The sequence below is a fragment of the Methylobacterium sp. D48H genome (assembly GCF_053345715.1).
Map to the genome: position 1 here is coordinate 84,852 of NZ_JBKFAP010000018.1, position 25,367 is coordinate 110,218.

Annotated in this window: 18 protein-coding genes; 9 read left to right on the plus strand and 9 right to left on the minus strand. The window is 71.7% G+C overall.

The features are described from left to right. Positions 1-38 precede the first annotated feature (38 nt). Together ACLBX8_RS23380 and ACLBX8_RS23385 are read right to left on the minus strand one after the other, a co-directional pair. Complete coding sequence (locus tag ACLBX8_RS23380) at positions 39-1,178, minus strand: helix-turn-helix transcriptional regulator (protein WP_020095872.1); 1,140 nt, start codon at positions 1,176-1,178, stop codon at positions 39-41. 154 nt (positions 1,179-1,332) lie between these two features. Further along, positions 1,333-3,201 carry a di-heme-cytochrome C peroxidase gene (locus tag ACLBX8_RS23385; RefSeq protein WP_447700308.1) on the minus strand — a complete coding sequence of 623 codons (1,869 nt, stop codon included), beginning with the start codon at positions 3,199-3,201 and terminating at the stop codon, positions 1,333-1,335. Positions 3,202-3,613: 412 nt separating this feature from the next. On the opposite strand from ACLBX8_RS23385, the gene ACLBX8_RS23390 reads away from it, so the two are divergent. Then, complete coding sequence (locus ACLBX8_RS23390) at positions 3,614-6,436, plus strand: hypothetical protein (RefSeq protein WP_447700307.1); 2,823 nt, start codon at positions 3,614-3,616, stop codon at positions 6,434-6,436. An 819-nt stretch (positions 6,437-7,255) separates the two neighbouring features. Here the strand turns inward: ACLBX8_RS23390 and ACLBX8_RS23395 are convergent. After that, complete coding sequence (locus ACLBX8_RS23395) at positions 7,256-7,474, minus strand: hypothetical protein (protein ID WP_020095876.1); 219 nt, start codon at positions 7,472-7,474, stop codon at positions 7,256-7,258. 261 nt (positions 7,475-7,735) lie between these two features. Here ACLBX8_RS23395 and ACLBX8_RS23400 point away from each other — a divergent pair, with 261 nt between their 5' ends. Continuing rightward, on the plus strand, positions 7,736-8,401 hold the full coding sequence (locus ACLBX8_RS23400; RefSeq protein WP_447700306.1) for a phosphatase PAP2 family protein: 666 nt from the start codon (positions 7,736-7,738) through the stop codon (positions 8,399-8,401). Between the two features lie 14 nt (positions 8,402-8,415). On the opposite strand, the gene ACLBX8_RS23405 is transcribed toward ACLBX8_RS23400, so the two are convergent. Then, the gene (locus tag ACLBX8_RS23405; protein ID WP_056524250.1) at positions 8,416-8,607 is read right to left on the minus strand and encodes a DUF1127 domain-containing protein; all 192 of its coding nucleotides are present in this window, start codon (positions 8,605-8,607) and stop codon (positions 8,416-8,418) included. Positions 8,608-8,962: 355 nt separating this feature from the next. On the opposite strand from ACLBX8_RS23405, the gene ACLBX8_RS23410 reads away from it, so the two are divergent. The 5 genes from ACLBX8_RS23410 to ACLBX8_RS23430 are packed head-to-tail and all read left to right on the plus strand — an operon-like array spanning position 8,963 to position 13,650. Further along, positions 8,963-9,460 carry a MarR family winged helix-turn-helix transcriptional regulator gene (locus ACLBX8_RS23410; RefSeq protein ID WP_020095879.1) on the plus strand — a complete coding sequence of 166 codons (498 nt, stop codon included), beginning with the start codon at positions 8,963-8,965 and terminating at the stop codon, positions 9,458-9,460. Next, positions 9,457-11,499: an FUSC family protein gene (locus ACLBX8_RS23415; RefSeq protein WP_447715798.1), complete on the plus strand. Its 2,043-nt coding sequence runs from the start codon at positions 9,457-9,459 to the stop codon at positions 11,497-11,499. The genes ACLBX8_RS23410 and ACLBX8_RS23415 overlap by 4 nt, the downstream gene beginning before the upstream one ends. After that, positions 11,496-11,705 (plus strand): DUF1656 domain-containing protein, encoded by a 210-nt coding sequence (locus tag ACLBX8_RS23420; RefSeq protein WP_056524255.1) that lies wholly within the window; start codon positions 11,496-11,498, stop codon positions 11,703-11,705. Before ACLBX8_RS23415 ends, ACLBX8_RS23420 begins: the two co-directional genes overlap by 4 nt. A 57-nt stretch (positions 11,706-11,762) precedes the next feature. Continuing rightward, the gene (locus ACLBX8_RS23425; RefSeq protein WP_020095882.1) at positions 11,763-12,710 is read left to right on the plus strand and encodes an efflux RND transporter periplasmic adaptor subunit; all 948 of its coding nucleotides are present in this window, start codon (positions 11,763-11,765) and stop codon (positions 12,708-12,710) included. A 52-nt stretch (positions 12,711-12,762) separates the two neighbouring features. Continuing rightward, complete coding sequence (locus ACLBX8_RS23430) at positions 12,763-13,650, plus strand: VOC family protein (RefSeq protein WP_447715799.1); 888 nt, start codon at positions 12,763-12,765, stop codon at positions 13,648-13,650. 248 nt (positions 13,651-13,898) lie between these two features. On the opposite strand, the gene ACLBX8_RS23435 is transcribed toward ACLBX8_RS23430, so the two are convergent. The 3 genes from ACLBX8_RS23435 to ACLBX8_RS23445 all read right to left on the minus strand — a co-directional run bounded on the left by ACLBX8_RS23435 (position 13,899) and on the right by ACLBX8_RS23445 (position 15,415). Continuing rightward, entirely contained in the window at positions 13,899-14,348 is a 450-nt protein-coding gene (locus tag ACLBX8_RS23435) for a DUF6691 family protein (RefSeq protein ID WP_447715800.1), read from the minus strand. 3 nt (positions 14,349-14,351) lie between these two features. Beyond that, a complete protein-coding gene (locus ACLBX8_RS23440; RefSeq protein WP_447715801.1) occupies positions 14,352-14,777 on the minus strand; it encodes a YeeE/YedE family protein in 426 nt (141 codons plus the stop codon). Positions 14,778-15,091: 314 nt separating this feature from the next. Beyond that, positions 15,092-15,415, minus strand: a complete 324-nt coding sequence (locus tag ACLBX8_RS23445) for an ArsR/SmtB family transcription factor (RefSeq protein WP_020095886.1) — start codon at positions 15,413-15,415, stop codon at positions 15,092-15,094. A 597-nt stretch (positions 15,416-16,012) separates the two neighbouring features. On the opposite strand from ACLBX8_RS23445, the gene ACLBX8_RS23450 reads away from it, so the two are divergent. Further along, on the plus strand, positions 16,013-22,372 hold the full coding sequence (locus tag ACLBX8_RS23450; RefSeq protein WP_447715802.1) for an autotransporter outer membrane beta-barrel domain-containing protein: 6,360 nt from the start codon (positions 16,013-16,015) through the stop codon (positions 22,370-22,372). A 185-nt stretch (positions 22,373-22,557) separates the two neighbouring features. Here the strand turns inward: ACLBX8_RS23450 and ACLBX8_RS23455 are convergent, their stop codons facing one another. Together ACLBX8_RS23455 and ACLBX8_RS23460 are read right to left on the minus strand one after the other, a co-directional pair. After that, positions 22,558-24,015, minus strand: a complete 1,458-nt coding sequence (locus tag ACLBX8_RS23455) for an FAD-dependent monooxygenase (protein WP_447700300.1) — start codon at positions 24,013-24,015, stop codon at positions 22,558-22,560. 114 nt (positions 24,016-24,129) lie between these two features. Then, positions 24,130-24,363 carry a lipase family protein gene (locus tag ACLBX8_RS23460; protein WP_447715807.1) on the minus strand — a complete coding sequence of 78 codons (234 nt, stop codon included), beginning with the start codon at positions 24,361-24,363 and terminating at the stop codon, positions 24,130-24,132. Positions 24,364-24,545: 182 nt separating this feature from the next. On the opposite strand from ACLBX8_RS23460, the gene ACLBX8_RS23465 reads away from it, so the two are divergent. Beyond that, entirely contained in the window at positions 24,546-24,950 is a 405-nt protein-coding gene (locus ACLBX8_RS23465) for a hypothetical protein (protein WP_244527014.1), read from the plus strand. Positions 24,951-25,367: the final 417 nt, after the last annotated feature.

Below are 25,367 nucleotides of genomic sequence, written 5' to 3' on the forward strand. Positions count from 1 at the left end.
GCGGAGCGGCGCGGGCCGTCCGGCCCGACGCCCGGTGATCAGTTGAGCGAGACGTCCAGCCCCTCGCGCAGGCGCGCCACGAGCTCGCCCTGCCGGTGCGTCTCGGTCTTGGCGAACAGGGCGCGCAGCTGGGTGCGGGCGGTCGAGATCGCGATGCCGCGGTCCTGGGCGTGGTCGTCGAGGGACCGTCCCGAAGCGACCGCGTTGGCGAGGATCGACTCGGCGACGGTCAGCCCGAACAGCTTCTGCAGCCGCGCGGCGTTGCTCCCCTGGACCTTCGGGGTCCCGGTCCGGATCACGATCGCCAGCTCGGCCCGCACCTTCGACCCGGTGCCGGCCGGGCGCTTCGACAGCGGGTGCAGCGACACCCGGTAGGGCATGCCGCTCTCGCCGCAGGTCACGGTGATGTGGTCGGCCTGCGTGATCGCGACGTCGCCGCTCGCGGCCGCGAGCGCCTCGCCGGCCGCGCGGGCGATCCGCCGCCCGGTCTGGCTGTCCTTGAGGACGAGGCTGCCCTTCACGAAGGACAGGCCGGTCCGGGACCGCGCCAGCGCCTCGGCGGCGCGGTTGGCGTGCGCGACGCGCAGGTCGGAATCCGTGAGGATCACGGCGGCGTCGAGCAGGTCCAGGGCGGAGGCGAGATCGGACGTGCGCTCGGAGGCCTGCCGCATCAGCGCGTACAGCTCGAAGGCCCGGCGCAGGTGCGGGACGAGCATCGCCAGGCGCCGGACCTCGTCGGACCGGAACGGGCCGCCCTCCTCGCCCCGCATCGCCGCGAGCGTCGCCATGACGTCGGCTTCCTTGGCGAAGTAGGTGACGAGGCTGTGCTCGATCTCGAAGGGCTGCACGACCTCCTTGAACAGGGCGGACTCGCGGAACTGCACCGCGTCGACCCCCTCCTCGGCGCGGATGACCTTGCCCTGGTTCGACAGGATGTAGGGGAGGCGCGGATCCTCGGTGGCGTGCCGGTAGAGGAACTCGCGGTACCGCGACCGCTCGAAGCCGGACACCGCCCAGAGCGGCTTGCGGTTCCCGTCGAGGCTGAACACGGCGAGCTGGCCGACCCGGCCGCCGACGAAATCGGTCAGATCCTCCAGGAGCGCCGACCACTCCTCCGGCTGGCCGACGCGGTCGTAGATCGACCCCACCAGAACCGAATACGCCTCGAGATCCTGCATGGCCACGCTCCGCGCTGAGTGCGAGTCTTGAGTGTTGTCAGATCTCCAGCCATCCGGTCGGACCGACAGGTGCCGAAATCGGTTGTTCCATTACGGATGCAATCGAACGACAAATCAATACTGATAAGATAGAAATCGAAACCGCGGAGCGCGCCTACAGGGTTCGCAGATACTCCAGGAGCTGCCGGCGCTGCGCGTCGTCGAGCTGCTCGGTCCCGTAGGCCGGCCCCTCGTGGCCGGTATTGGCATTGCCCGGCAGCGCGGTGTCGAACAGGAACGGCCCGACATCGGACCGGAACCCGATCCGGTCCTCGTCCAGCTCCCGGCTGCCGACCCGGAACGTCCTGGATCGCCGGCTGGACGGCAGCAGGAGTTCGTACAGGTTCGGCACCGAGCCGTTGTGCAGGTACGGGCCCGTCGCCCAGATGCCGTTGAGCGGCCGTGCCTTGTAGACCATGAGGTCGCGGTCTCTCCGCGAGCCGACGAACGTGGCGACGAGGCCCTTGCCGCCGGCGGTCGAGACGTCGTCGAGCATCGCGTTGCGGGCCTCGAGGGCGGCGGTGCCGCGCTTGAGCAGCCGGTCGAGGATGACGGCCTGGTCCGCCCCGACGCCCGCCGGGTCCGGTGCGCGGTCGAGGGGCGCCAGGATCGCGCCGGCGACGAGCGTGGCCACGAGTTCGAGGCTGCTCGTCTCGGCGGCCAGCGGCGGCGTCGTCGCCAGGAACGGCATTCGGATCCCTTCGAGGATCCCGGTCCGCGCGCGCCGGGACACGGCGTTCGTCGCCATCTTCGGGTCGGTCCCGATCTCCGCCAACGGCGTCAGGGTCACGGTCAGCGTGCGGTTCGCGCCGGTCGGGGCGATCGCGTGGCAGGACAGGCAGTACCGGTCGTAGTGGACCTTGCCGGCCGCGGCGTCCCGGGCCTGCGCCTCGGTGCGCGGCGCGATCCGGTCGGGCCAGGCCGGCGCCGTGAGGGCGCCCAGCTGGTTCTCGATCCGCAGGAGGTTGACCCGGTCCGCCGAGGTCTCGAACCAGAGCGGCGGCAGGGTCGGCTCCCGGATGTCGGTGCGGGCGAAGACCCCCAGCACCTCGCCGACATTCCGGCCCAGGCGCTCGACGGCGAGCCCGTTCGCGGCGGAGCCGTTCCACTGTACCCGGTCGTGCCACGACGTATCCCACAGGAACGGGTAGCTGACGGGCGCGTCGGGCGGGGCGATGTTGTGCGGGTCGCGCAGATCGATGCCCGTCGCCCGGTTGAAGATCATGCCGAACGCGTCGAGGCGTGCCGGCCCCCAGGGCACCGCGGTCCGGCTCGACGCGACGTAACGGGAGAAGTCCTCGGCCAGCCGCGTCAGGCTGGCGCGCAGGCGGCGGCGGTCGGGCTCGGACGGGCCCGTCCCCGGCGTCGACAGTTCCGCCGGGATGACGCGGCGGGCGAAGCGCTCGAAGCGCGCCGGGTCGTCGCGTGTCCGCGCGAGGGCGCGGCCGAGTTCCTCGATGAAGGCGAACATGTCGGCATCGGCCGGGCCGCCATCGATCAGGATCGACCGACCGCGCAGGTCGACCCGGTTCACGTGGCAGGCGGCGCAGGTCATGCCGATCCACTCGCCGCGATCGTCGACGTCCTTCACGAACCCGATGGGGAGCCCGCTGCGGTCCGATCCGCGCGTCCCGTCGTACGGGTTCGGCAGGTAGCCGAAGCGCGCGAGCCCGTCCGCGACGAAGAGCGTGTCGTCGTCCGGGCGCTCCAGGGACATGAACCAGGCATACGGCATGATCTGCGAGCCCTGGCTCGCCCGGTAGAACCACGCGCGCTCCTGCGGCGTCCAGGATTGTTCGAGAAAGTGCGGGGTGCCGTCCGGCCTGTCGCTCGGCCCGTCTGCCGGCCCGTCTGTCGGTCCTCGGTCGGCGGCGCGCGATCCGGCCTGCGCCGGGAGCAGGATCGCCGCGGTGAGCGCGACGACGCGGGCGGCGTGGCGGGCGGCGTGGCGGGCGGTCTGGCGGGCGGCCTGGGAGCGGGTCACGATCGCACCTGGGACATGGCGGGAACCCTGCCTTCGCGAAGCGTCTCGCCGATTTCAATAAACGCCGATCCCCATGCGCGCGTCATTCGAATGGATGATGTTCGAATACAGTTTTTCTGTGAGGGTCGGCGCGCCGGTAGTTTCGGGCTTCGGTCGTGCGGCGCCCCTGCTCGTCCGCAATGCTGATTCGGGTAACCTGTTCTCCCGTTCGTTATTCTCGATATCGTTTATATAGCGGTTACTGATTCCGTAAAATTTTATCGTCACTTGTTTCGACATCGGGCGGGGAGATGTTCGAGAGGTCACCGATCAGGACGGCCGGGGCGCCGTCGCTGTCGTGCACCGGCGGCCGAACCGCACAGTCCGGCACGGTCCGGCACCGCGCGGGCGATAGCGGGCGATAGGAGGAGCGATGAGCGCCAGTGTCGCGGACATCCAGGCGGATGCCTCTCCCCACCATCTGCCCGCCCTGACGACGGGCCGGGACGCGTGGTTCCTCGACACTGAGCAGGCGCTCGCGGAGGAGATGGATCATTTCTGCGGGCCGCCGGAGCCCGGCGATCGCGCGCCCTGGCAGGCGCGGGCCGACCAGGCCCGGCTCGCCGCCCTGTGCCTGTCCGGCGGCGGGATCCGCAGCGCCACCTTCTGCCTCGGCGCCCTGCAGGCCCTGGCCAGCCGGCGAATGCTCGGCGAGTTCCACTACCTGTCGACGGTATCGGGGGGCGGTTTCGCCGGCGGCTGGTTGCAGACGTTCATCCGTCAGTGCGGCAGCATCGCCGAGGCCGAGCGCCAGCTCGGCGGCTCGGGCAACGAGATCTTCGCCAAGCTGCGGCGCTACACGAACTACCTGACCCCGGAAGTCGGGATCCTGTCGCGCGACACCTGGGCCGGCATCGTTCTCTACATCCGGAACACGATCCTCAACTGGTTGATCATCTTCCCGCTGCTGCTGTTCGTCCCCCTCGCGCTGCTCGCCTACCGGACGGCGCTCGAGGCTGCGAGCGGCAGCACGCTGTGGCTGCCCCTGGTGCTCGGCAGCGCGGCGCTGTTCGTCGCGACGTTCAGCGCCTGCACCCTCCTGCCGAGCCATCGGCCGCGGATAGGCGGCGTCACGGCGTACGCCTCCCCGGCGCGGATCGCGGCCTGCATCATCGCGCCGACCTGCGTCTGGGCCCTCGCGCTGCCGTTCACGCTCCGCGCGCTGTTCGAGCAGCCGCTGCCGGTCTCGGGCCTCTCCCTGTGCCGCCTGGGCCTCGCCTACTTCGCCGTGCAGGTCGCGGCCTATCTCAGCGGCCTGATCTGGCAGACCTCGAAGGGCCATCCGGGCCTCTGGCTGTACGAGCGGAATCTCGGTCCCTGGCTCGCCAGCAGCCTCGTCTCGGCCGGGCTGATCTGCGTCTGCGCCGACGCGTCCATCGGCTGGCTGGTCGGTGGCTCCGCTGCCGGCTTCGACGCCGCGAAGGCCGAGGTCTCTCAGATCCTGACGGTCGCGGCCCCGCCGGCGCTGATCGTCATCCACCTTCTCCAGAGCGTCATCTTCATCGGGTTCCGGAAGAGCGCCGAGTGCGCCGACCTCGACCGCGAGTGGGTCGCGCGGGTCGACGGCCAATTCCTGCTGGCCGCGATGGGCTGGACAGGCCTGTGCCTGTGCTGCCTCGTCCTGTCCGCCGACGCCCTCGGCCGCCAGGACGCGCAGATCCCCGCCCTGTTCGGCGCGCTCGGCGCCCTCGCCACCGGCCCGGCCGCCGCCTTCCTGGGCAAGCAGGTCTTCGTCCGCGCGCAGTCCCTGGCCGCCAAGGGACGCATGGACGACCTCGTGATGATCGGCCTCAGCGCGATGGCGGCGGTCTTCGGGATCAGCCTGTTCGCCCTGATGGGCTGGTGCCTCGGCCGCTTCCTCGGCCAGGCGCACGATTGGTGGGGCAACTGCCTGCTGCCGCGCCGGGCGCTCGGCGGCGCGGACACCGGCGCGGATGCCGGCTCCGTCTGCGGCATCAACCCCTACGGCATGATCGTGATCCTGGACGTCGCGGTGGCGGCAATCCTGGCCGGGGCCGTCTGGCTGTTCGGCCGCGTCAACGTCAACCGCTTCTCCATGCACGGCGTCTACCGCAACCGCCTGACCCGGGGCTTCCTCGGCTCGGCGCGGACGCGGCGCGACGCCGATCCGTTCACGGACTTCGACGAGGAGGACAGCCCGCGCATCGCCGATCTCGGGACCGAGAAGCGGCTGCTGCCCGTCGTCAACATGACGCTCAATCTGACGGATCTCCTCCACACCGAGTGGGCGGAGCGGAAGGCCGCCTCGTTCACCGCGACACCCTTCGCCTGCGGCTCGGCGATCCTCGACCGCGCCGACAGGGCGCGCGACCGGCCCGGCACCGTCGGCCCGCGCGGGGCCTACATCCGCACGTCGCAATATGCCGGGATGGAGACCCCGGGCGACCGTGTCAGCGCGGGCCGAGGGCCGCTGCTGGGCGGTCTGCTGACGATCTCCGGGGCGGCGGTCAGCCCGAACTGGGGCTATCACTCGTCGCGCCTGATCGCGTTCCTGATGACCCTGTTCAACGTCCGGCTCGGCGCCTGGCTGCCCAACCCCGCGGTGGCGCGCCGGGACGACCTCAAGCTCGCGAAGCCGAGGAACTCCGTGCTCGCGCTCCTGAGCGAGCTCGGCGGCCGCAGCACCGATGTCCGGCAGGCGATCTACCTCTCGGATGGCGGCCATTTCGACAATCTCGGCGTCTACGAGATGCTGCGGCGGCGCTGCGCGCGGATCGTGGTGATCGACGCGGGCCAGGACGAACGCTGCACGTTCTTCGACCTCGGCAACGTGATCCGGAAGGCCGAGGTGGACGGGCTGGCGAAGGTCCAGATGGGCGAGATGCGCATTCTCCCCCGCGCGACGATCGAGCGCGAGGGCAAGCGTGCCGGTGCGCTGGGCTACGCGCGGGGTACGATCGCGTATCCGGGGGCCCGCGACGCGGCCTCGCTGATCTACATCAAGCCGAGCTTCCTCGACGACATCCCCGCCGAAGTCCGCGCCTACGGCGCCACCAGCCCGGCCTTCCCGCACGAGAGCACGGCCAACCAGTGGTTCTCGGAGAGCCAGTTCGAGAGCTATCGCGCCCTGGGCTACTACCAGGTCAGCAAGATGTTCGGCTCGCAGCTCACGACCTTGTCGGACTGGTCCGTGTATCTCGACAGCGAGATCGGGCGCCGGACCGCGGATTCCTAGCGCGGGCGACGCCGGACGCGCGCACCTCCCGATCACGGTCGCTCGGCCGAACGCTGCGGCCGCGCGGACGCGCAGGTCCGGGACGACCGGCGCCGGGGTGGGGTGTCCGTCGCGCCGGCCGCGCCCCGGCGGCGGCGCGTCGTAGCAGAGCGGAAGATCAGTTCCTTCCGGGGCGGTCAAAGCGCAGGAAAGCCGATGCCGATCCGGCCGCGCTCAGGATCTCGGCACATCGTTCAAGGCATCGCGGCTCGACCAGAGCGCCCCCTGTCCGCGGCATCCCGAGCGCCGCCCGGCCGGCGGGGCAGGGAAGTCCTTCGAACCCGCGCGCGGTCTGTGTCGAGCCGGCCACCGTCTGCCACGAGACCGAGCGGCCGAAGCTGATCGGGGCCGGGATTATTTCGTGCGCAAGCCAGATCGGTGAAGCGAGGGACGTGGAAACTCTATTGCGCGGCCCGATCAGGGCATCGATTGAGAAATCTACGTAAACTTGCGCGCTGCAGAGGCGCGGAATCGATCAAATGATGGATGCGTTAATTGAAAGTAGCTGCTAGGACACGTCGTGATGTCGTGCGGAGGAGCGGATGCGCTACCGGGCCGTAAGTGTCTTGGATGTGTCGGCGATGGCTTCGGAAGAGAACCCGACGGACGAGACCCTCATGCTCCGCGAGCACATCCGCCGTATCCTGCGCAAGCTCTCCCGCGCGCGGGCCGAGCTTCAGTACAGCTGAACGGCGCGGGGCATGCCGGCATCGGTGCGGATCGCCGCGCCCGCACCGTCGCGATGCGCGGCGTCGCGCGCCGGTCCGAGCCTCCGCGGTCTCACGAGGTGACGTCGGTGTCGTGGCGGCTCGGCGCGGGTTCGACGTCGCGACAGGACGGGGTGTAGGCGCACCAGCCGCACTGCCCGAGGTCGGCAGCCCGGGGCGCGTTCCACTGCGAGCACAGCGGGCAGACCTTCAGCACCAGCTTGGCGCCGTGCGCGAAGGCCAGACCGCGGCCGCGGAACGTGACTCTACCCTGGGGGAGATCAGTGGACATCGTCGCCCTGACTGTAACACAGGTTAGTCACTGGAACCTGTCCAATCTGTCCGATTCCGTCAACTCCGGGCCGGCCTGACGGGTATTCGGGGCCGAGCCGCATGTCCGATTCCGCCGGTCCTGACTGAGATCCTGGCTCAGATCCTGGCCGATCCTCTCCATCCGCCGGGCCCGAGTTCAGGCGATCACGGCCTCTCCCGTCCGGACCGTGAGTTCGCCGACGCGGCGCGCGTCCCTGATCGGGCGCGGGTGCGGTGGCGGGTGCCGTTCGCGGGGGCCGCATCGAACGAACGCCCGTCGGGCGCGTTTATGGCCATGCTTGCGCGATCCCCGAACAGACCGTCCGACGTCAGAGCACGCGACACCGCCAACCGGTTCGAGGCGGCCGACGTCGCCCTCGGCGTCGGGCTGGCACGCGCGAAAGACCACCCCGTCGTTCGAACGGTGGGGACGGCGAGCGAGATCGGGAGCTGGCAGTCCCTGCTCTCGCTGTCTGCCGGCACCCTCGTCCTGGGGCTCATGGTGCGCGATCGCCGGATGGCGGAAGCGGGGCGGCACATGCTGCAAGCCGGTCTCCTGGCCGGTGTCGTCAAGACGAGCTTGAAGCGGGCGGTGCATCGGACGCGGCCGAACGTCCTGATGGACGAGGGGGTCTACGTGCGGGGATGGCCGGGAACGGGCATCGGTCCGTGGCAATCCTTCCCCTCGGGTCATTCCGCCCTGAGCACCGCCGTCGCGCGCGCCGCCGCGCGCGCCTATCCGGAGATCAGGGGACCGTCCTACGCCGCCGCGGCCGGCGTCGTCACGGCGCAGGTTCTCCGCGGGGCGCACTTCCCCGCCGACGTGCTGGCGGGTGCCGTCATCGGCATCGCCGCGGAGTTCGCCGTCGACCGCCTGACACGCGACCGGCGCAGGTCGCCGCGCTGACGGCGCCGGGATCCTCAGGCCCCGCCTCTCCGCACGGACCGCGCCGAGGCGATGCGCTTCACGTCACAGCCGACGAGATCGAGATCCGCGAGGTCGCGCTCGCTGAACGACGCGAGTTCGCTCCGCGCGCGACGGCAGTCGAGCCATCGCCTGATGAGGGAGAACGGAGCCGTCATCTGATCCTCCTGGCCTGCGGAGACTGACATGCCCTGTGCGCCGCTCCGCGACCGTGACGAAGGTCACGGACGCCCGGACGCCTGGCCCGCCGCATGGGCGGGAAGGGGGGAGCCCCCCGGCCGCACACGCCGCGTTGCCGGGGCGTCCCAGGCGGGAGACGGCGCCGGCGTCGGCTCATCGGCCGCGAGGGACGCATCGCCGAGGCCGGCGTCGCGTTCCTCGCGGACCGGGCTTCCGGCCTCGAAGATCCGCGGGATGGACCACCGCGCGTTGTGGCCCGCCGGCGCGCGCCCTTGAACGGCGCCGCGCCAATCGATAGGTTACTATCAATATCGGTGCGGGGCCGCCCGATGCGCGTCACCACGATCCGCCGGGAGGCTTGAGATGGCAGCCAAGACCCTGCGGCAGCTCCGTCTGGCCTACACCCACACGCTGCTGCTCTCCGGACGGCAGTGGCGGCGCCTGGCCAACGCGGCGACCGAGGCCCACGGCATCTCGGAGGCCAAGGCCCTGCCGCTGGTGCTGATCGCCCGCATGGGCGGCGAGCCGCGCCAGACCACCCTGGCGGACGCGATCGGCATCGAGGGGCCGTCGCTGGTGCGGCTCTTGGATCAACTGGAGAAGGCGGACCTCGTCGCGCGCCGGGAGGACCCCACCGACCGCCGCGCGAAGGTGCTGACCCTGACGCCCGCGGGACAGGCGGTCGTCGCGCGGATCGAGGCGGATCTCGAGCGCCTCAGGGAGACGGTGTTCGCGACCGTGAGCGCCGCGGACCTGGAGGCCGGCCTGCGGGTGTTCCAGGCCCTGCAGGATCATCTCCGCGGCGAGGCCGGGCTCGACGGGGCGGAGGCCGGGGCGCGTCGCGGCGAGGCCGCGGAATGACGCTCCCCGGCTGGCGCGACTGGGCCTTCGCGCTCAAGACCTTCGGTGCCGGCATGCTGGCCCTGTTCCTGGCGTTCTGGATCGATCTGCCGAACCCCTACTGGGCGCTCGGCACCGTCTACATCACCAGCCAGGTGCTGGCCGGCGCCACCCGCTCCAAGGCGCTCTACCGGGTGCTCGGCACCCTGCTCGGGGCCGTGGTCACGGTCGCCCTCGTGCCGAACCTCGTGAACGCGCCGGAATTCCTGACGCTCGCCATCGCGACCTGGGTCGCGACGTGCCTGTACTTCTCCCTCCTCGACCGGACCCCGCGCAGCTACCTGATGATGCTCGGCGGCTACACGGCGGCGCTGATCGGCTTCCCGGCCGTGGGCGATCCCGGGACGATGTTCGATGTCGCGGTGGCCCGGGCCGAGGAGATCACCCTCGGCATCCTCTGCGCCAGCCTCGTGAACACGATCGTGCTGCCGCAATCGGTGGCGCCAGTGATCTCCGGCCGGCTCGACCTCTGGCTGCGCGACGCGCGGGGCTGGGTCATCGACGTCCTCGGCCGCACCCGCGCGACGACGGACACGCAGGCCACCCGGCTGAAGCTGGCCTCGGACGCGGTCGCGTTCGATGCCCTGGCGACGCCGCTGCGCTACGACATGACCGGCGCGGAACGCTCGGCGGATGCCATGGCGACCCTGCGCCAGCACATGCTCATGTTCCTGCCCATCGCCTCGGCGGTCTCGGACCGCATCGAGACGCTGGAGCGGGCGAGCGCGCTGCCGCAGCGCCTGCGCACCCTCCTCGACGCCATGGCCGGCTGGCTCGCCTCCGGAACCACCGAACAGGCCGAGGCCGACCGCCTGAAGGCCGAGGCGGACGCCCTCGAACCCGGGCTCGGGGAGCGGCCGTCCTGGGACGCCCTCGTGCTGGCGAGCCTCCTGGCGCGGCTGCGCGACTTCATCGACCTGCGCCAGGACGCCCGGATCCTGCAGCGGCACATCGCGGACGGGACGCCGGTCACCGAGGACCTGACCTTCCGGTACACCGCGGCGGCGCGCACGATCCGCCACCGCGACCACGGCATGGCGCTGCTGTCGGCCCTGGGCGTGTTCCTGACCATCCTGGTCACCTGCGCGATCTGGATCGCGACCGGATGGCCGCACGGCTCGGCGGCCCCGATGATGGCCGCGGTCGGCTGCTGCTTCTTCGCCGCCCAGGACGATCCCGCCCCGTTCATCGTCAGCTTCGCCAACTCGGCCATCGTCGGCGCCCTGGGGGCGGGCGCCTACCTGTTCGCGGTCCTGCCGCTGGCCACCACCTTCGAGATGCTGGCCCTGGCGCTGTCCCCGGCCCTCCTGGCCTGCGGGGTGTTCATGGCCCAGCCGAGGACCGCGCCCCTGGCGATGGGCGCGGCGGTCAACGGCTCGGCCATGATCGCCCTCCAGGGCAGCTACACGGGGGACTTCGCGGCCTTCACCAACGCCTCCGTCGCGGTCATCGTCGGCATGTGGGTCGCGGCCATCGTCACGCGCCTCGTCCGCTCGGTCGGCGCCGGCTGGTCGGCGCGGCGCCTGCGGGCCGTCAACCGCCGCAGCCTCGCCCGCGCCGCCGGGCGCCAGGGCGCGCAGAACGGTCTCGAACTCGCCGCGCTGATGCTCGACCGGGTCGGCCTGATCGCGCCGCGGCTGGCCGCCCTGCCGTCCGACGACGCGGAATGGACCGCCGACCTCCTCGCCGAGGTCCGGGTCGGCATCAACGTCGTGGAACTGCGGCGCGACCGGCGGCAGCTCTCGGAGCCGGCCCGGGCGGCGGTCGAGGCACTCCTCGTCGCGCTGTCGCGGCACTTCGCGGCCGAGCCGGGAAAGCCCGCCCCCGGCCTGCTCGAGGCCGTCGACGGGGCCCTCGACGCCGTCTCCCGCGACGCGCGGCGGGCGGCCGGCCGGGCCGCGCTGATGGGTCTCGTCGGCGTCCGGCGCGGCCTGTTCCCGGACGCGCCGCCCTACCGGTCGACGCTGCCCACCACCACGCATCCGGAGCTCGCGGCATGACGGGTGAACTCGACCTGTACGGTGTGTTCGTGCCGAGCCTCGCGGCCTGGATGCTGATCGCCTTCGCCCTGAGCCTGCTCCTGCGGCGGGTGCTGGCCCGGACCGGGTTCTACCGCATGGTCTGGCACCGGCCCCTGTTCGACCTCGCCCTCTACGTCGTGCTCCTCGGCCTCGTCGTCTCGGTCGCGGTCCCTCTCACCTCCTGAACGGCGGGCTCGTCCGGCCGCCCGGTCTCGCCCTGCCCACACCTTCCGGATCCCTCCATGCCCCGGCTTCTCGCCCTCTCGTTCCGCCTCCTCGTCACCCTCGGGACGGTCGCCGCCGCGATCGTCGTCGGGCTGGCGCTGTGGGACTACTACATGGAGGCGCCGTGGACCCGCGACGGGCGCGTGCGCGCCGACGTGGTGCAGGTGGCCCCCGACGTCTCCGGCCTCGTCACCGAGGTGCTGGTGGCGGACAACCAGGTGGTGAAGCGGGGCGACGTGCTGTTCCGCATCGATCCCGAGCGCTTCGATCTCGCCCTGCGCCAGGCGGAGGCGGTGGTCGAGGGCAAGCAGGCGACCGCCGAGCGGGCCGCCGCCGACTACGTCCGCTATCAGAAGCTCAGCGACGCCGCCGCGTCCCAGCAGAGGGTCGAGGCCGCCCGGGCGACCGACCTGGAGGCCAGGGCGGCGTACGGGCAGGCGGTGGCCGACCGTGACCTCGCCAAGCTCAACCTCGAACGCTCCGCGGTGAAGGCCGCGGTCAACGGGCGCATCACCAACATGGAGCTGCGTCCCGGCACCTACGTGTCCACCGGGCGGGGCGTGATGGCGCTCATCGACAGCGACACGCTGCGCGTCGAGGGCTATTTCGAGGAGACGAAGCTCCCGCGCATCCATGTCGGCGACAAGGCCAGCGTCCGCCTGATGGGCGAGACGTCGACGCTGAACGGCCGCGTTGAGAGCTTCGCGGGCGGCATCGAGGACCGCGAGCGCACGGCGGGCTCGAACCTGCTGGCCAGCGTCAACCCGACCTTCGCCTGGGTCCGGCTGGCCCAGCGCATCCCGGTGCGGATCAAGCTGGACGACGTTCCCGACGAGACCCGCCTGGTCGCGGGCCGCACGGCGACGGTCGCGGTCGCGTCCGAGGGCGGGACCCCGCATTTCAGCCTGTTCGGATCCTGGCGCGGGGCGCCGGAGCCCGCCGCCCGGGAGACGAGAAGCCGCTGAGGACCGGCCGGCGATCCCACCTGCCGGACGGACAGAGATCGGGAGACGAACCATGGCGACACCCGCTTCGAGCCGGCCCCAGGCCGGGCCGGACCGCGTCCTGGCCGAGGCGCCGTACCGGATCGGTGCGGTGACCCTGGCCGTGCACGACCTCGACGCGCTCACGCGGTTCTACCGGGACATCATCGGGCTCGGCATCCTCTCGGAGACCGAGAGTGCCGCGCAGCTCGGGACGGGCGACGCGACGCGCCTCGTCCTGCGCCGTGACCCGAACGCGCGGTCACGGGACCCGCGCGAGGCCGGCCTGTTCCACACGGCGTTCCTCCTACCCGACCGGAGTGACCTCGGTGCCTGGCTCCTGCACGCGGAGAGGCACGGCATCGCGCTCACGGGCGCCGCCGACCACCTCGTGAGCGAGGCCGTCTACCTCGACGATCCGGAAGGCAACGGCATCGAGATCTACGTCGATCGCCCGGCATCGGCGTGGCCGCGTGCGTCGGACGGTTCGGTCGTGATGCGCAACGAACGGCTCGATCAGGCGGGGATCGTCGGTGCCGCGACACGTCCCTGGTCGGCGATGCCGGCCGCCGCCTGCGTCGGGCACGTCCATCTCCAGGTGGGCGACCTCGGAGCGGCGGAGCGCTTCTACGCGAACCTGCTCGGCTTCGACGTGATGTGCCGCTATCCGGGGGCCCTGTTCCTCGGCTCCGGCGGCTACCACCATCAGCTGGCCGGCAACGTCTGGAACAGCCGCGGTGCGGCCGTCAGATCCGAGGGGCGGACGGGCCTCGCCGAGGTGCTGCTGCTGGTCGATCGACCGACCCTGGCATCGACGGGAGACCGTCTGCGCGAGGCCGGCGCGCCCCTCGACGCGGACGACGGCGCGCTCGTTGTCCGCGATCCCTGGGGCATCGCTCTGCGGCTCCAGCCCACCGACTGACAGCGTCGCCGACGCTCCGTCGTGCCCGATGCGCGGAGCGCGAGACCCGAAGGCTGGAGCCGCATCGCCGTCGCGGCCGCCACCACCGGAGCGATGCCGGATTCCGGACCCGAGCCGTGCCCGCCGCGCCCGCAGAGCGTCGCCTTGGGGCTGTCGGACCGCGAGCGCACGGCGACGCCGGCACGCGGACGACATGGCGGGAGCGTCCGATCCCGACGCAGCGAACCCGCTTGCCCGAGCGGTGCGCTTCAGGCGCCGGCTCCCGGCACGGCCTTCGGCTTCGGACGCACCGGCGGCACGAGGCGGAACAGCAGCATGCCGGCGACCATCGCCGCCACGAAGGTCAGGGCCTCGGCCGGGGCCACCGTCAGGATGGTGAGGGCGGGGCCGGGGCAGAGGCCGACCAGGCCCCAGCCGAGGCCGAAGATCGCGGCCCCGGCGATGAGACGCAGGTCGAGGTCGCGCCGGGTCGGGACATCGAACCTGGGCGCGAGCACCGGCCGGCCGCGCCGCAGCGCCAAGCGGTAACCGGCGGCCGAGACCGCGACGGCACCCGCCATGACGAGGGCGAGGCTCGGGTCCCAGCGGCCCGTCACGTCGAGGAAGGCCAGGACCTTGGCCGGGTCGGCCATGCCCGAGACGAGGAGGCCGAGGCCGAACAGGAGGCCGACGGCGAGGGCGGAGACGGTCTTGGCCATGGCTCAGGCTCCGACGAGACGCCGCGCGACGAGGACGGTGAGGATCGCGACGGTCATGAACGTGCCGGTCGCGGCCAGCGAGCGGGGCGAGCCGCGGCCTATGCCGCAGACGCCGTGGCCGCTGGTGCAGCCGGATCCGAGGCGCGCGCCGAAGCCGACCAGCAGGCCCGCGACGACGAGGAGCGGGAACAACGCCCCGATCGTCACCGGCGGCAGGTCGCCCCCGAGACCGCTGTAAGCGACCGGCGCCAGGACGAGGCCCGCCACGAAGGCGGCCCGCCAAGCGGTCCCGCGCGCGGGCGGGACCAGGAGGCTGCCGAGGATGCCGCTGATGCCGGCGACGCGCCCGGTGAGGAGGAGGAGGAGCGACGCGGATGCGCCGATCATCGCTCCGCCGAGAAGGGCGCCGACCGGGGTGAAGTGATCCATCTCGATCTGCCCACAGCTCCGGTCCAGGCGAGGCCCGGCTCGGCGGCGGAGAACGCTGTCCCGCGCGAGAACATTAGACAGTTCTTATTTAGCGCACCCTAATGTTCTGCGGCAAGCCTGCGAGCGCCGGAGCGACGCGCCGGCCGGCTTCCCGGAGCGCGCGGGCTTCCTCCGCGATCGCCGCGCGCGACGGGCCGCGGGCTCGCTCTCGCCATCGCCGCGATGGCGTCACGCCGCAGCGGGCCGAGCCTGCGGCTGCGCAACCGGCCGGACCGATCGGGACTCGCGGTGGAGATCCTGCGTGGCTGACGCGGTCAGGCGAGTTCGGGGCAGAAGATGTCCTTGAGGGTCGCCAGCACGCGGGCGACCCGGGGATCCTCCAGGCGGTAGTGGAGCGTCTGGCTCTCGCGCCGGTACGCGACCAGCCCGTCCTCCCGCAGCTTGGCGAGGTGCTGCGACAGGGCCGACTGGCTGAGTCCGACCGCCTCGGCGAGGCTCGTCACGTCCATCTCGCCGCGGGCGACCAGCAGGCACAGGATGAGCAGGCGCTTCTCGTTGGCGAGGAGACGGAGCAGACGGGCCGCGTCGCCGGCCCTGTCCTGAAGGCGCAGCAGTTCGTTCGGCGTGACGACGTCCATCGGTCCGGATCCGGGCGCTCTCAGGGTCTCTTATTTAGCGGATCCTAATATATCGAGGGCGTCGCTATTTGCCACGCCGGCGCGCCTCGCCTCACCGAGCAGCTCGGCGAACGTGGCCGGTTCCGACGGCCGGCTACGGCGACGAGACCCGGCAGGACGGTCGTCGAGGGACAGCCGTCATTCCTGTTCCGTCTCCGGCCTGTGGCAGTGTGAAACGCGTCCCCCGACGGGGTGGGCAACGCCGTCCGTCTGAAATCCACCGCAACCATATTGCTGCACCCGCGACGCGTGCAATTCGCTCCAGGCGCGGCCTCGAATATCTGAGGACATTTAAACATGGACTCAGATACTAAAAATCGTGAATTCACCAAGAAATATGGGTTCGGTCGCTGTCAGAAATATCGATCTCAGTCCGCACATTTGCTCCAGAATTGGGAAAAATAGGACCATCATCGGCCCGAAAGATCGTTCTAAACGTTTTGTTAACCATGTGAGAGGAATGCATTCAAAACTTCGTGTGGACGATCGCTGGGTGCCCTGAGCCGCGAGGGCCCGGATTTTTTTCTTGAGACAGCGGCGCAGAGAGACGCGTTCCTGATGGGTCACCGGCCAGGTCAGCTCTGTGTCCCACGCCGCGACCGGAAAATCCGCGATGGCGGACGGCTCGTCGTCGCGGCCAGCACCGGCCTGGTCCTGGTCCTCGACCTGCCGGCGCGCGCCGCGGAGCGACCTCGGCCCGAGGTGGTGACCGCCACCAGCGGCCGCGATGGTAGAGCCAACGTCATCGCGTCGAATGTCGTCGCGACGGCCGGTGCCGACGGCCCTGACCTGTCCTTGATCAATGTCGATGCCGCGGCCGCCGGCAACGACCTCGCCGCGACGATCCGGACCGGTTCGGTGGGGGGAGCGGGCGGGCGCGGCGACGCGATCGTGGGGCTGGCATCCGTCCCGGGCGCGAGCGGTGGGCGCGGCGGTGCCGTCGCGGTGACGCTCGGAGAGGATGTGAGCGGAGAGGGGGATCAGGTCGGCTACACGACGCGCGCCCGCGTCTCCCAGCTCCAGTTCCGGCCGATCCCGCGGTTCTGGGTCTTCTCCCGGGGTGGGAACGGCGGCGACGCCCAGAAGGATGTCGGCGCCGGCGGCGATGCCGGGCCGGCGACCCTGACCCTGTCGTCCCGCGTCGCGACCGAGGGGCAGGCCTTCCTGGGGGTCCGGGTCAGTGCGGTCGGCGGCGATGCCGGCCGCGGGGGCACCGACGCCGACCAGACCGCCTCCAGACGGGGCGGCGCCGGCGGCGCGGCCGCGCTCACGGTGACACGCTCCGGGCAGGTGACGACCGACGGTGTCGGGGCGACCGCGGTGATCGTCGAGTCCATCGGCGGCGCGGGCTCGATCCGCGGGTCCGGGACCTTCTACAGCAACCCCTTCGTGACGCCGGGCGGCGCGGGCGGCACCGCGCGCCTCGACATGGCCGGGACCATCCGGACCTCCGGCGACTCTGCCCTCGGCGGCCTCGTCCAGAGCATCGGCGGCGACGGCGGGATACAGCCCGATGCCGGCGGCCGGCCCGGTGGCCGGGGCGGTGACGGCGGGACCGTCACGGTGACCCAGAGCGGCACGATCGTCACGGCGGGCGACTACGCCCTGGGCCTCGTCGCGCAATCGGTCGGCGGGCCGGGCGGCAAGGGCGGCGGCGGCGTGTTCGGCGGCGGCGGCGGGGGCGATGCCGCCCCGGGCGGATCGGTGACCCTGACCAACAGCGGGACGGTGACGACGTCCGGCGCCGGGGCGACCGGCCTCGTGGCGCAGAGCATCGGCGGCGGCAGCGCCCTCTCGGCCCTGCCGCTCGCGGCGCTCGACGTGGCGCCCGGGAGCGGCGGCGGTGCCGGAGGCATCTCGTTCTGGTTCGGCCGCGGCGGGGCCGGTGGGACCGGGGGCGCGGGCGGGACCGCGGAGATCGTCAACGCGGGTGGTCGGATCACGACCGAGGGCGACTCGGCCTTCGGGGCGTTGGTGCAGAGCATCGGTGGCAGCGGCGGCAGCGGTGGCGGCGCCTTCCCGGCCGGGGCCTTCTTCGCGGTCGGCCTGGGCGGCAGCGGCGGCGGCGGCGGTGATGGCGGTCTCGCGCGCTTCACCGGCCGGGCCGGCGCGATCGAGACCGGCGGGGCGGGATCGACGGCCGTGCTGGTGCAGAGCATCGGCGGCGGCGGCGGCGCCGGCGGCGACGTCAGGAGCATCGCGGTGGGCGCGGCGCTCTCCGCCTCGTGGGCGATCGGCGGATCCGGTGGCAAGGGGGGCAACGGCGGCGAGGCCCGCATCGAGAGCAGCAGCACCGTGACCACCGCCGGTCTCGGGGCGGACGGCCTGGCCGTCCTCAGCATCGGCGGCGGCGGCGGTGTCGGCGGCCTGGCCAGCGCGACGGCGATCACGACGCCCCTGGCCACGCCGAGCGGGCAGTCGCTGCCGAGCTTCGCTTTCTCCACCGCGATCGGCGGCTCGGGGGGCGACGGCGGCAATGGCGGCCCGGCGGGCGTGATCAATGCCGGCCGGGTCACCACCTACGGCGACGCGGCCGCGGGGCTGCTGGTCCTCAGCGTCGGCGGCGGCGGCGGGATCGGCGGCGATGCCGCCGCCTACGCGCTGGCGGTCGCTCCGCCGGGCCAGATGGCCGTGTCCGCCACCTCCACGCTGGGCGGGACGGGCGGCGGCGGCGGCAATGGCGGCACCGTCACCGCCGCGAATAGCGGCGCGGTGCGCACGTCCGGGGACGGCGCGATCGGCATCCAGGCCCAGAGCATCGGCGGGGGCGGCGGCAATGGCGGGGGCGCGACCGCGACGAGCAACAGCCTGAGCCTCAAGCAGAATGTCACGGTGGCGCGGAGCGTCGGCGGCACCGCGGGCGTCGCCGGGATCGGCGGCGCGGTCACGGTCACGCAGTCCGGCAGCGTCACCACCGGGGGAGCCGGCGCGGTCGGCATCCTCGCGCAGAGCATCGGTGGGGGCGGCGGCAACGGCGGCAACGCCGCGAGCCTAGCGGCCCCCGGCTTCTCCTTCGACAAGACCCTGAACGGCCTCGTCGGAAAGCTTCCGATCGCCGATACCCTCTCGGTGACGGAGACGATCGGCGGCGGGAAGGGCAAGGGCAATGTCGGCGGCGCGGTCACGGTGACGAACCGGGGCGCGATCACGACCGGGGGGTCGAACGCCCACGGCATCGAGGCGCAGAGCATCGGCGGCGGCGGCGGCAACGGCGGCACCGTGTCCGGATCGGCCGTCGGCAAGCTCACCGTCGGCCTGACGCTCGGCGGCCAGGGCGGCAGCGGCGGCAGCGGCGGGGACGTGACCGTCACCAATGCCGCCGCCGGCGCGATCGCGACCAGCGGCGACGGCTCGCACGGGATCGTGGCGCAGAGCGTCGGCGGCGGCGGCGGCATGGGCGGCAGCGTCGCGGCGCGTGACGTTTCCGACCCCGACACCGTCGGAACGATCTGGACGCAGATCAAGAAGACGATCGGTGTCGCCGCCTACCAGGAGTGGGCGAAGGACAAGGAGAACAAGGACGATCTCGATCGATTCCTGAAGGACATCAAGTCCAGCGACACGTACAAGGGCCTGGCGGATCAGCTCAAGAACTCGGATTTCGGCAAGGCGCTCAAGTCCTACAGCGGCAGCGTCTCGAGCTATCTGGACGCGCAGAAGAAGGGCGCCACCAAGCTGCCCGACGTGGCGTTCACCCTGTCGCTCGGCGGGAGCGGCGCGCAGGGCGGGAACGGCAGTACCGTCTCGGTCGAGAACGGCGGCACCGTCCGGACGATGGGGATCGGCGCGCACGGCATCCTGGCGCAGAGCATCGGCGGCGGCGGCGGCCAGGGCGGCCTCGCCTACGCGGAGGCGACCAACAGGACGACCGTGACGGCGACGCTGGGCGGCACGGGCGGCAGCGGCAACATCGGCGGCACGGCCAAGATCGTGAACACCGGTTCCGTCGCCACCGCGGACGATGCCGCCTACGGCCTCTACGCGCAGAGCATCGGCGGCGGCGGCGGCAACGGCGTCGGCGCCACGGTCGCCGGCAGCCAAGCGAACAAGGGCCTGACGCTCAACCTGACCGTCGGCGGATCGGGAGGGAACGGCGCCCGGGGCGGATCTGTCCAGGTCGATAACCGCGGCTCGGTGACCACCGCCGGGGCCGAGGCGCATGCCGTCGTCGCCCAGAGCATCGGCGGCGGTGGCGGAAGCTTCTCGGCGCCCTCCGCCGAGGCCGACGCCGACACCCCCGACGCCGACACCCCCGCCGCTGCGGCGGAGGGGACGAGATCATCCAAGGAGCCGGGCGCGAGCCAGGTTCAGAGCCAGACCAAGAGCGAGACGAAGGGCGGGACGAGGAGCGACGCCCAGGCGCTGGCGGACGCCCTGCTCGCCGCGCTCGACATCGAGCGGATCGCCCCACCGGAGGATCCGGCCGGCGTCTCCGAGAGATCCGGCAGCCTGACGCTCGGCGGCTCCGGGCGCGTGGCGGGCGACGGTGGCGGCGTGACGATCGTGCAATCCGGCACGGTCGCCACGACGGGCTTCGGGGCGGTGGGCATCCTGGCGCAGAGCATCGGCGGCGGCGGCGGTCTCGCCTCGGTGGCGGCCGGCCCGGGCGGCCACCGCTACACGTTCGGGATCGGCGGCGCGGGCGGCGCCTCGGGGAGCGGCGGCCCGGTCGCGGTGAGCCTGACCGCGGGCGCGCAGGTCTCCACCGTCGGCGACGCGGCGCCGGCGCTGCTGCTGCAGTCGATCGGCGGCGGCGGTGGCTACGGCGGCGCGCACCAGGCGATGGGATACGCGGTGCCCTACGCCCTGCGCGACGGGTCCGACGGCAACGGTGGGACGATCCGGGTGACGCTGGAGGAGGGCAGCGCGATCCGCACGTCGGGCACCCAGTCCCACGGCCTCCTCGCCCAGAGCCTCGGAGGCGGCGGCGGCCTGCTCCTGGACCTCACCGGCCCGGCCGCCGGGGCGTCGGGTCAGAGCCGTCTGAACGCGACCGGCAAGGGCGGCGACATCTCCGTCGCGTCGTCCGGATCGATCATCGCGTCGGGCCGCGACGCGAACGCGATCTTCGTCCAGTCCGGCGTCCAACGCACCGACGGGAGCCTCGAACCCGACCCGGAGCGGGGCGGCAGGATCAGCCTCCAGGTGAACGGCCTCGTCACGGGCGGCAGCGGCACCGGGGCGGCGATCCGCATCGACGGCGGGCGCTCCACTACGATCGTGATCGGCGGGCGCGCCGTGGTCAGCGCGGCTTCGGGCCGGGCCATCATCGGCGCGTTCTCCGCCGGCGAGATCAACAATTACGGCACCGTGATCGGCGACGTGGACCTGGCCGCCGGCCAGGCGGGGGGCGTCACCTTCGTCAACGGCGGTTTCCAGAACACGGGTGGGACCTCGGCGATCCTGCGCACCGGACCCGAAGGCGTCATCGCCCTGGGGCCGAACGGCCGCCTGCACAACAGCGCCACCCTCGACATCGGCGGCGTCGGCAAGGTCGCCCGAGCGACTGTGACCGGCAATTTCGAGCAGAGCGCGTACGGGCGGATGCTCGTCGACGTGGCGCCCCTGGCGCCGGAGGGGGCCCTGCGCGCCGATCTCCTCACCGTCACCGGCACCGCATCGCTGAAGGGCCTCGTCGAGCCGCATCTGATCGACGGGCTGCTGCCCGGCCGGTACGCCTTCCTCCGGGCCGGTCAGGTCGTGGAGAGCGGCGCCATGGCTGTCGGCAGCAGCCTCCATTCCGGCGCGGTTCCGATCTCCTGGTCGATCGTCGCGTCGGGCGACACCCTCTCCCTGGTCCCGAGAGCCCGGTTCACGGAGCCGACGGGCGTCACGCTCACGCCGGACCAGCGCAGCGTCGCACAGGGCCTGCAGGACGCCTGGGACGGCAATACCAGGCAGCTCGGAACGCTCTACGGGCGCTTCCTCTCGGTCGACAGCCAGAAGGCCTACGCCGCCGCCCTCGACGAGTTGAAGCCCGAGTCCAACCAGGACAGCCTGACCGACCGGACGCTCGACACCCGCAAAGGTCTTCAGCGGGCCATGAGCTGTCCGGCCTTCAGCGGCACCGGCACGCTCCTGCGTGAGGGCGAGTGTGTCTGGGGGCGGATCACGAGCGCCCACACGACCCTTTCCGCGACCGCGGAGGACGGCGGCTATCGCCAGACCGCCCTCAGCTACCAGACCGGCCTCCAGACCGAGTTCGCCCCTGACTGGTTCTTCGGTCTGACCGGCGCCTACACCCGCGCCATCCAGAGCGATCCCGACCGGATCACCGGGACGACCAGCGATGCCGGCGATGTCTCGGCGGCGCTCAAGCACCAGATCGGCCCCTGGCTGCTCGCGGCATCGGCCAATCTCGGATATTCCTGGGCCGAGAACAGGCGCCTGATCGACTTCGGCGGCGCCACGGCCACGGCGCGCAGCAAGTCCGGGATCCTCTCGTCGGGCGGGCGGCTGCGGGCAAGCTACCAAGTCCTGTTCGGCGATTGGTATCTCAAGCCCTACGCGGATCTGGATCTGCTCTACAGCTACAGTCCCGCCTATTCAGAGACCGGGGCCCTCGGCTTCAACCTCGACATGCGACCGGTCGCCAAGACGCTGGTGGCGTTCAGCCCGATGCTGGAGATCGGCGGCCGGATCGACCTCGATGCGGGGCGCTGGATCCGGCCTTACGGTATCCTCGGCGTGACGCTCCTCTCGGACGACCATTTCACCGGCAGGGCGAGCTTCCAGGGGACCGGCGCTCTCGGCCTGTTCGCTACGGAATCGTCGATCCCCGATCGCCTCGGCGAGATGGGGCTGGGCTTTCAGATCAGCCTCGGTGGCGGCATCGAGGTGACCGGCGAGTATCAGGGTCAAGTCGGCGATCACTTCCTCTCGCATGCGGGGACTGCTCGGATGCAGCTGCGCTTCTGAGCGCGACGTGGACCATTCCAGGGACGTCGCGTGGGCGGCGGTGACGAAGCGGGCGTGACGGACAGACCGGTGTGACCTGACCGACTGGCTCTGGACCGGGCTGATTGAGAGGATCGGCCAGGACCGAAGGAGTCGGGCATGCGGCGAGGTCAGAAGACGAGCGCGGAGCAGGTGGTGCTCGGACCTTACGCGAGGGCTCGCAGATACTGCTCGGCGGTCTCCCACGCGCCGTCCCTCGCGGCCAGACCGATATAGCCGTCGGGTCGGACAACGATGAGGTCGGAACAGCTCGGCAGCGACCGACGCGTCGGTTCGAGCAGGCCGGGGAAGCGCTCGATCAGTTCAGCCCCACGCGTCGCGTCCGTCGCATAGAGGACGAAGCGCGGCTCGCTGCCGGCGCCCGGGGGCGGTCCCGCGTAGGCAGCAGGCTCCCAACGCGCCCCGGCGCCGTGTCCGAGGGAGAGCGGGCTGTCGGCATAGGCGATCTCGATCTCGCTCAGCTGCGTCGCCATCCGGTCGCGGACGACATGGAGGCCGAGCAGGAAGCGCAGCGCGAGGTTGCGCGCCGTCTGCGCCGCCGGGTTCGACAGCGTCGCCATGTCGGTCAGCCGGGTCGCGTTGCGCAGGACCAGCTCCCCGACCGCGCTGCGCTCTGGGCTGTAGCTGTCGAGCAGGGACGCGCTCGCTTGACCGCGCACCACCATCGCCAGCTTCCAGGCGAGGTTCACCGCGTCCTGCATACCGGTGTTCATCCCCTGTCCGCCTGCGGGACTGTGGATGTGCGCCGCATCGCCGGCGAGAAAGGCGCGCCCGCGCCGGTAATCCGCGACCTTGCGCTCGTTGATGCGGAAGTGCGTCAACCAGACCGGGTCAGACACGCGGAAGCCGCCGCCGGCGCGCTGATCGACGAGGGCTTGCACGTCGTCGAGGGTGGGCTCCGGCCGCGGGTGCGCCGCATCCGCCTTGCCCACCGTCGCGATGACGCGCGCCCGACCGCCCGGGATCGGGAAGACGACGAAGGGGCCGTCACGGTGCAGGTAGGTCGCGATCTCGTCCGCCGGCGGTGCTGCGGGCCCCTCGAGGCGCACGTCGGCGAGCAGCCAGTCGTCCCCCTGCGCCGAGCCGGAGAACGGGATGCCGAGTTTGTGCCGGACCGTGCTGTGAGCACCGTCGCAGCCGATCAGCCACGGCGTCCTCACCGTCTCCTCGCGCCCGTCGGCGTGTCGCACGTGCGCGTCGATGCCGTCGGCCGTCTCGGCGAAGTCGACCAGCTCGACCTGACGCTCGATCTCGACGCCGAAGGCGCCCAGCTGCGCGGTGAGCAGGCGCTCCGTCTCGCATTGTGGGATCATCAAGGCGAAGTTGTACGCGCTCGCCACGCCTTCCAGGCGCGGGCTGCCGAGCACCTTGCCGCCGCTGCGGATCGAGGCACCGGGAGCGCGCAGTCCCGCATCCAGGAAGGCTCGCGTGCAACCCATGCGATCCATGAGTTCGAGGGTGCGCGACCAGACCACGAGGGCCTTCGAGGTCTCCGTGGCGTGCGGGGCGCGGTCGATCAGGCGCACTCCGACGCCGTAGCGGGCCAGCTCCGCCGCCATGGTCAGACCGACCGGCCCCGCGCCGACGATGAGAATGTCCGTCATGGACCCGCCTCCCGCGCCACGTGGCTCGCTCGGTCGCATATCCTGAGGCGGTACCACCTCAGTCTCGAATTCGCCCAGCGGAGAGACCCGACCCTAAAGGGCGCCGTCCGGCGGTCAAGGCTCGCCGCACTCGCTCGGTGCCCGCACGCCGGCGGAGCGGTCACCGATCCGGTCGAGGGCCGCCGGCGCAGCGTCCTTGGCCATCGACAGATGTCCCACGCCAGGCACGCGGTCGAACGCGACCCGGCTGCCGGCTCGGCACAGCCGCGCGCGATGGTCCTCGGTCACCCGCGGCGGCACGCGGTTGTCCGTGCTGCCCTGCGCCAGGAAGATCGGGATGCGCGGCAGAGCAAAATCAGGAGCCGCGTGAGAGCTGGAGAGCCGCGCCTTCGTGCGGCCTGAGCGGCATCCGGCCTGTGCCGCACGTCACCGCATCCTCTGGAAGATCGCCTACAATCCTACACAGTTCGGCGGGCCGACGTAAACGCGGATCTGCTAGACGCCACCATGCATGCAGAAGGTGTGGGATAGTGAAGACGTTGCTCGCAGCCGCCATACTTCTCGGATCGACGGTCGGCGCGATGGCGGTCGAGTCGTACGGGGATTACCGTGACTATTTCGATGCGAAGCCCGTGACCGCGAAGCGCGCGCCGCGCAGCGCTTCCCGGAAGATGGCTCCCATCGACATCACCACGGACCTGAGCGCGGTGCGACGCCGCGCCGATGGCGACCACCGTGAGATGTACCGCTACGAGACTGGGTCGAGGCTGATCGCCGACATGAGGCCTCGCAACTGGGACGGCGGGCATGTTCCCGTGCAGCCGCACAGTTGGTCGCCGGATGGCTTCTGGAGCCCGATGGTACAGTCACACGAGGGGCGCGAGCGGCCCGACCAGTCATTCGAGGGGCGGGGACGGCCCGAGCGATTCCGGTGATGCTGCGTCCTGTAGGGCGCGATGGACGCTGCGGCGTGAGATCTTGAGCGCTCGTTCGAGGCGGTCGAGTACGCCACCCTCGAATGGGTCGACTGGTTCAACCACCGGCGGCCGCTCCAACCGATCGGCACGCTGCCTCCGCCGAGACGGAAACCCGCCGCTTCTGCCGAAGCCAAGGTCCAGGCCTTGGTCCAGGCCTTGGTCCAAGCCTTGGCCGCCTGACCCGAACCGGACAGGCTCCGGGAAAGCCGCCGCGGTTCACTGCGGGTGACGGCGCAGGCCCGCAGAACCATAGACCTCGATGAGCTTGTCCAGCGGACTAGCTCATCGCCGTGGCGTGACGACGCCTGTTACGCGGCGTACAGAAACACAGGCGCTTGCGCCGCGCGGACTCGGATTTGTCCGACGGGTCTGCGA

Bases quoted from the DNA above. Each gene is read 5' to 3' on its own strand.
- ACLBX8_RS23380 (WP_020095872.1), bottom strand. From the start codon at position 1,178: ATGCAGGATCTCGAGGCGTATTCGGTTCTGGTGGGGTCGATCTACGAC.
- ACLBX8_RS23390 (WP_447700307.1), top strand. From the start codon at position 3,614: ATGAGCGCCAGTGTCGCGGACATCCAGGCGGATGCCTCTCCCCACCAT.
- ACLBX8_RS23395 (WP_020095876.1), bottom strand. From the start codon at position 7,474: ATGTCCACTGATCTCCCCCAGGGTAGAGTCACGTTCCGCGGCCGCGGT.
- ACLBX8_RS23405 (WP_056524250.1), bottom strand. From the start codon at position 8,607: ATGTCAGTCTCCGCAGGCCAGGAGGATCAGATGACGGCTCCGTTCTCC.
- ACLBX8_RS23410 (WP_020095879.1), top strand. From the start codon at position 8,963: ATGGCAGCCAAGACCCTGCGGCAGCTCCGTCTGGCCTACACCCACACG.
- ACLBX8_RS23415 (WP_447715798.1), top strand. From the start codon at position 9,457: ATGACGCTCCCCGGCTGGCGCGACTGGGCCTTCGCGCTCAAGACCTTC.
- ACLBX8_RS23420 (WP_056524255.1), top strand. From the start codon at position 11,496: ATGACGGGTGAACTCGACCTGTACGGTGTGTTCGTGCCGAGCCTCGCG.
- ACLBX8_RS23425 (WP_020095882.1), top strand. From the start codon at position 11,763: ATGCCCCGGCTTCTCGCCCTCTCGTTCCGCCTCCTCGTCACCCTCGGG.
- ACLBX8_RS23430 (WP_447715799.1), top strand. From the start codon at position 12,763: ATGGCGACACCCGCTTCGAGCCGGCCCCAGGCCGGGCCGGACCGCGTC.
- ACLBX8_RS23435 (WP_447715800.1), bottom strand. From the start codon at position 14,348: ATGGCCAAGACCGTCTCCGCCCTCGCCGTCGGCCTCCTGTTCGGCCTC.
- ACLBX8_RS23440 (WP_447715801.1), bottom strand. From the start codon at position 14,777: ATGGATCACTTCACCCCGGTCGGCGCCCTTCTCGGCGGAGCGATGATC.
- ACLBX8_RS23445 (WP_020095886.1), bottom strand. From the start codon at position 15,415: ATGGACGTCGTCACGCCGAACGAACTGCTGCGCCTTCAGGACAGGGCC.
- ACLBX8_RS23450 (WP_447715802.1), top strand. From the start codon at position 16,013: ATGGGTCACCGGCCAGGTCAGCTCTGTGTCCCACGCCGCGACCGGAAA.
- ACLBX8_RS23455 (WP_447700300.1), bottom strand. From the start codon at position 24,015: ATGACGGACATTCTCATCGTCGGCGCGGGGCCGGTCGGTCTGACCATG.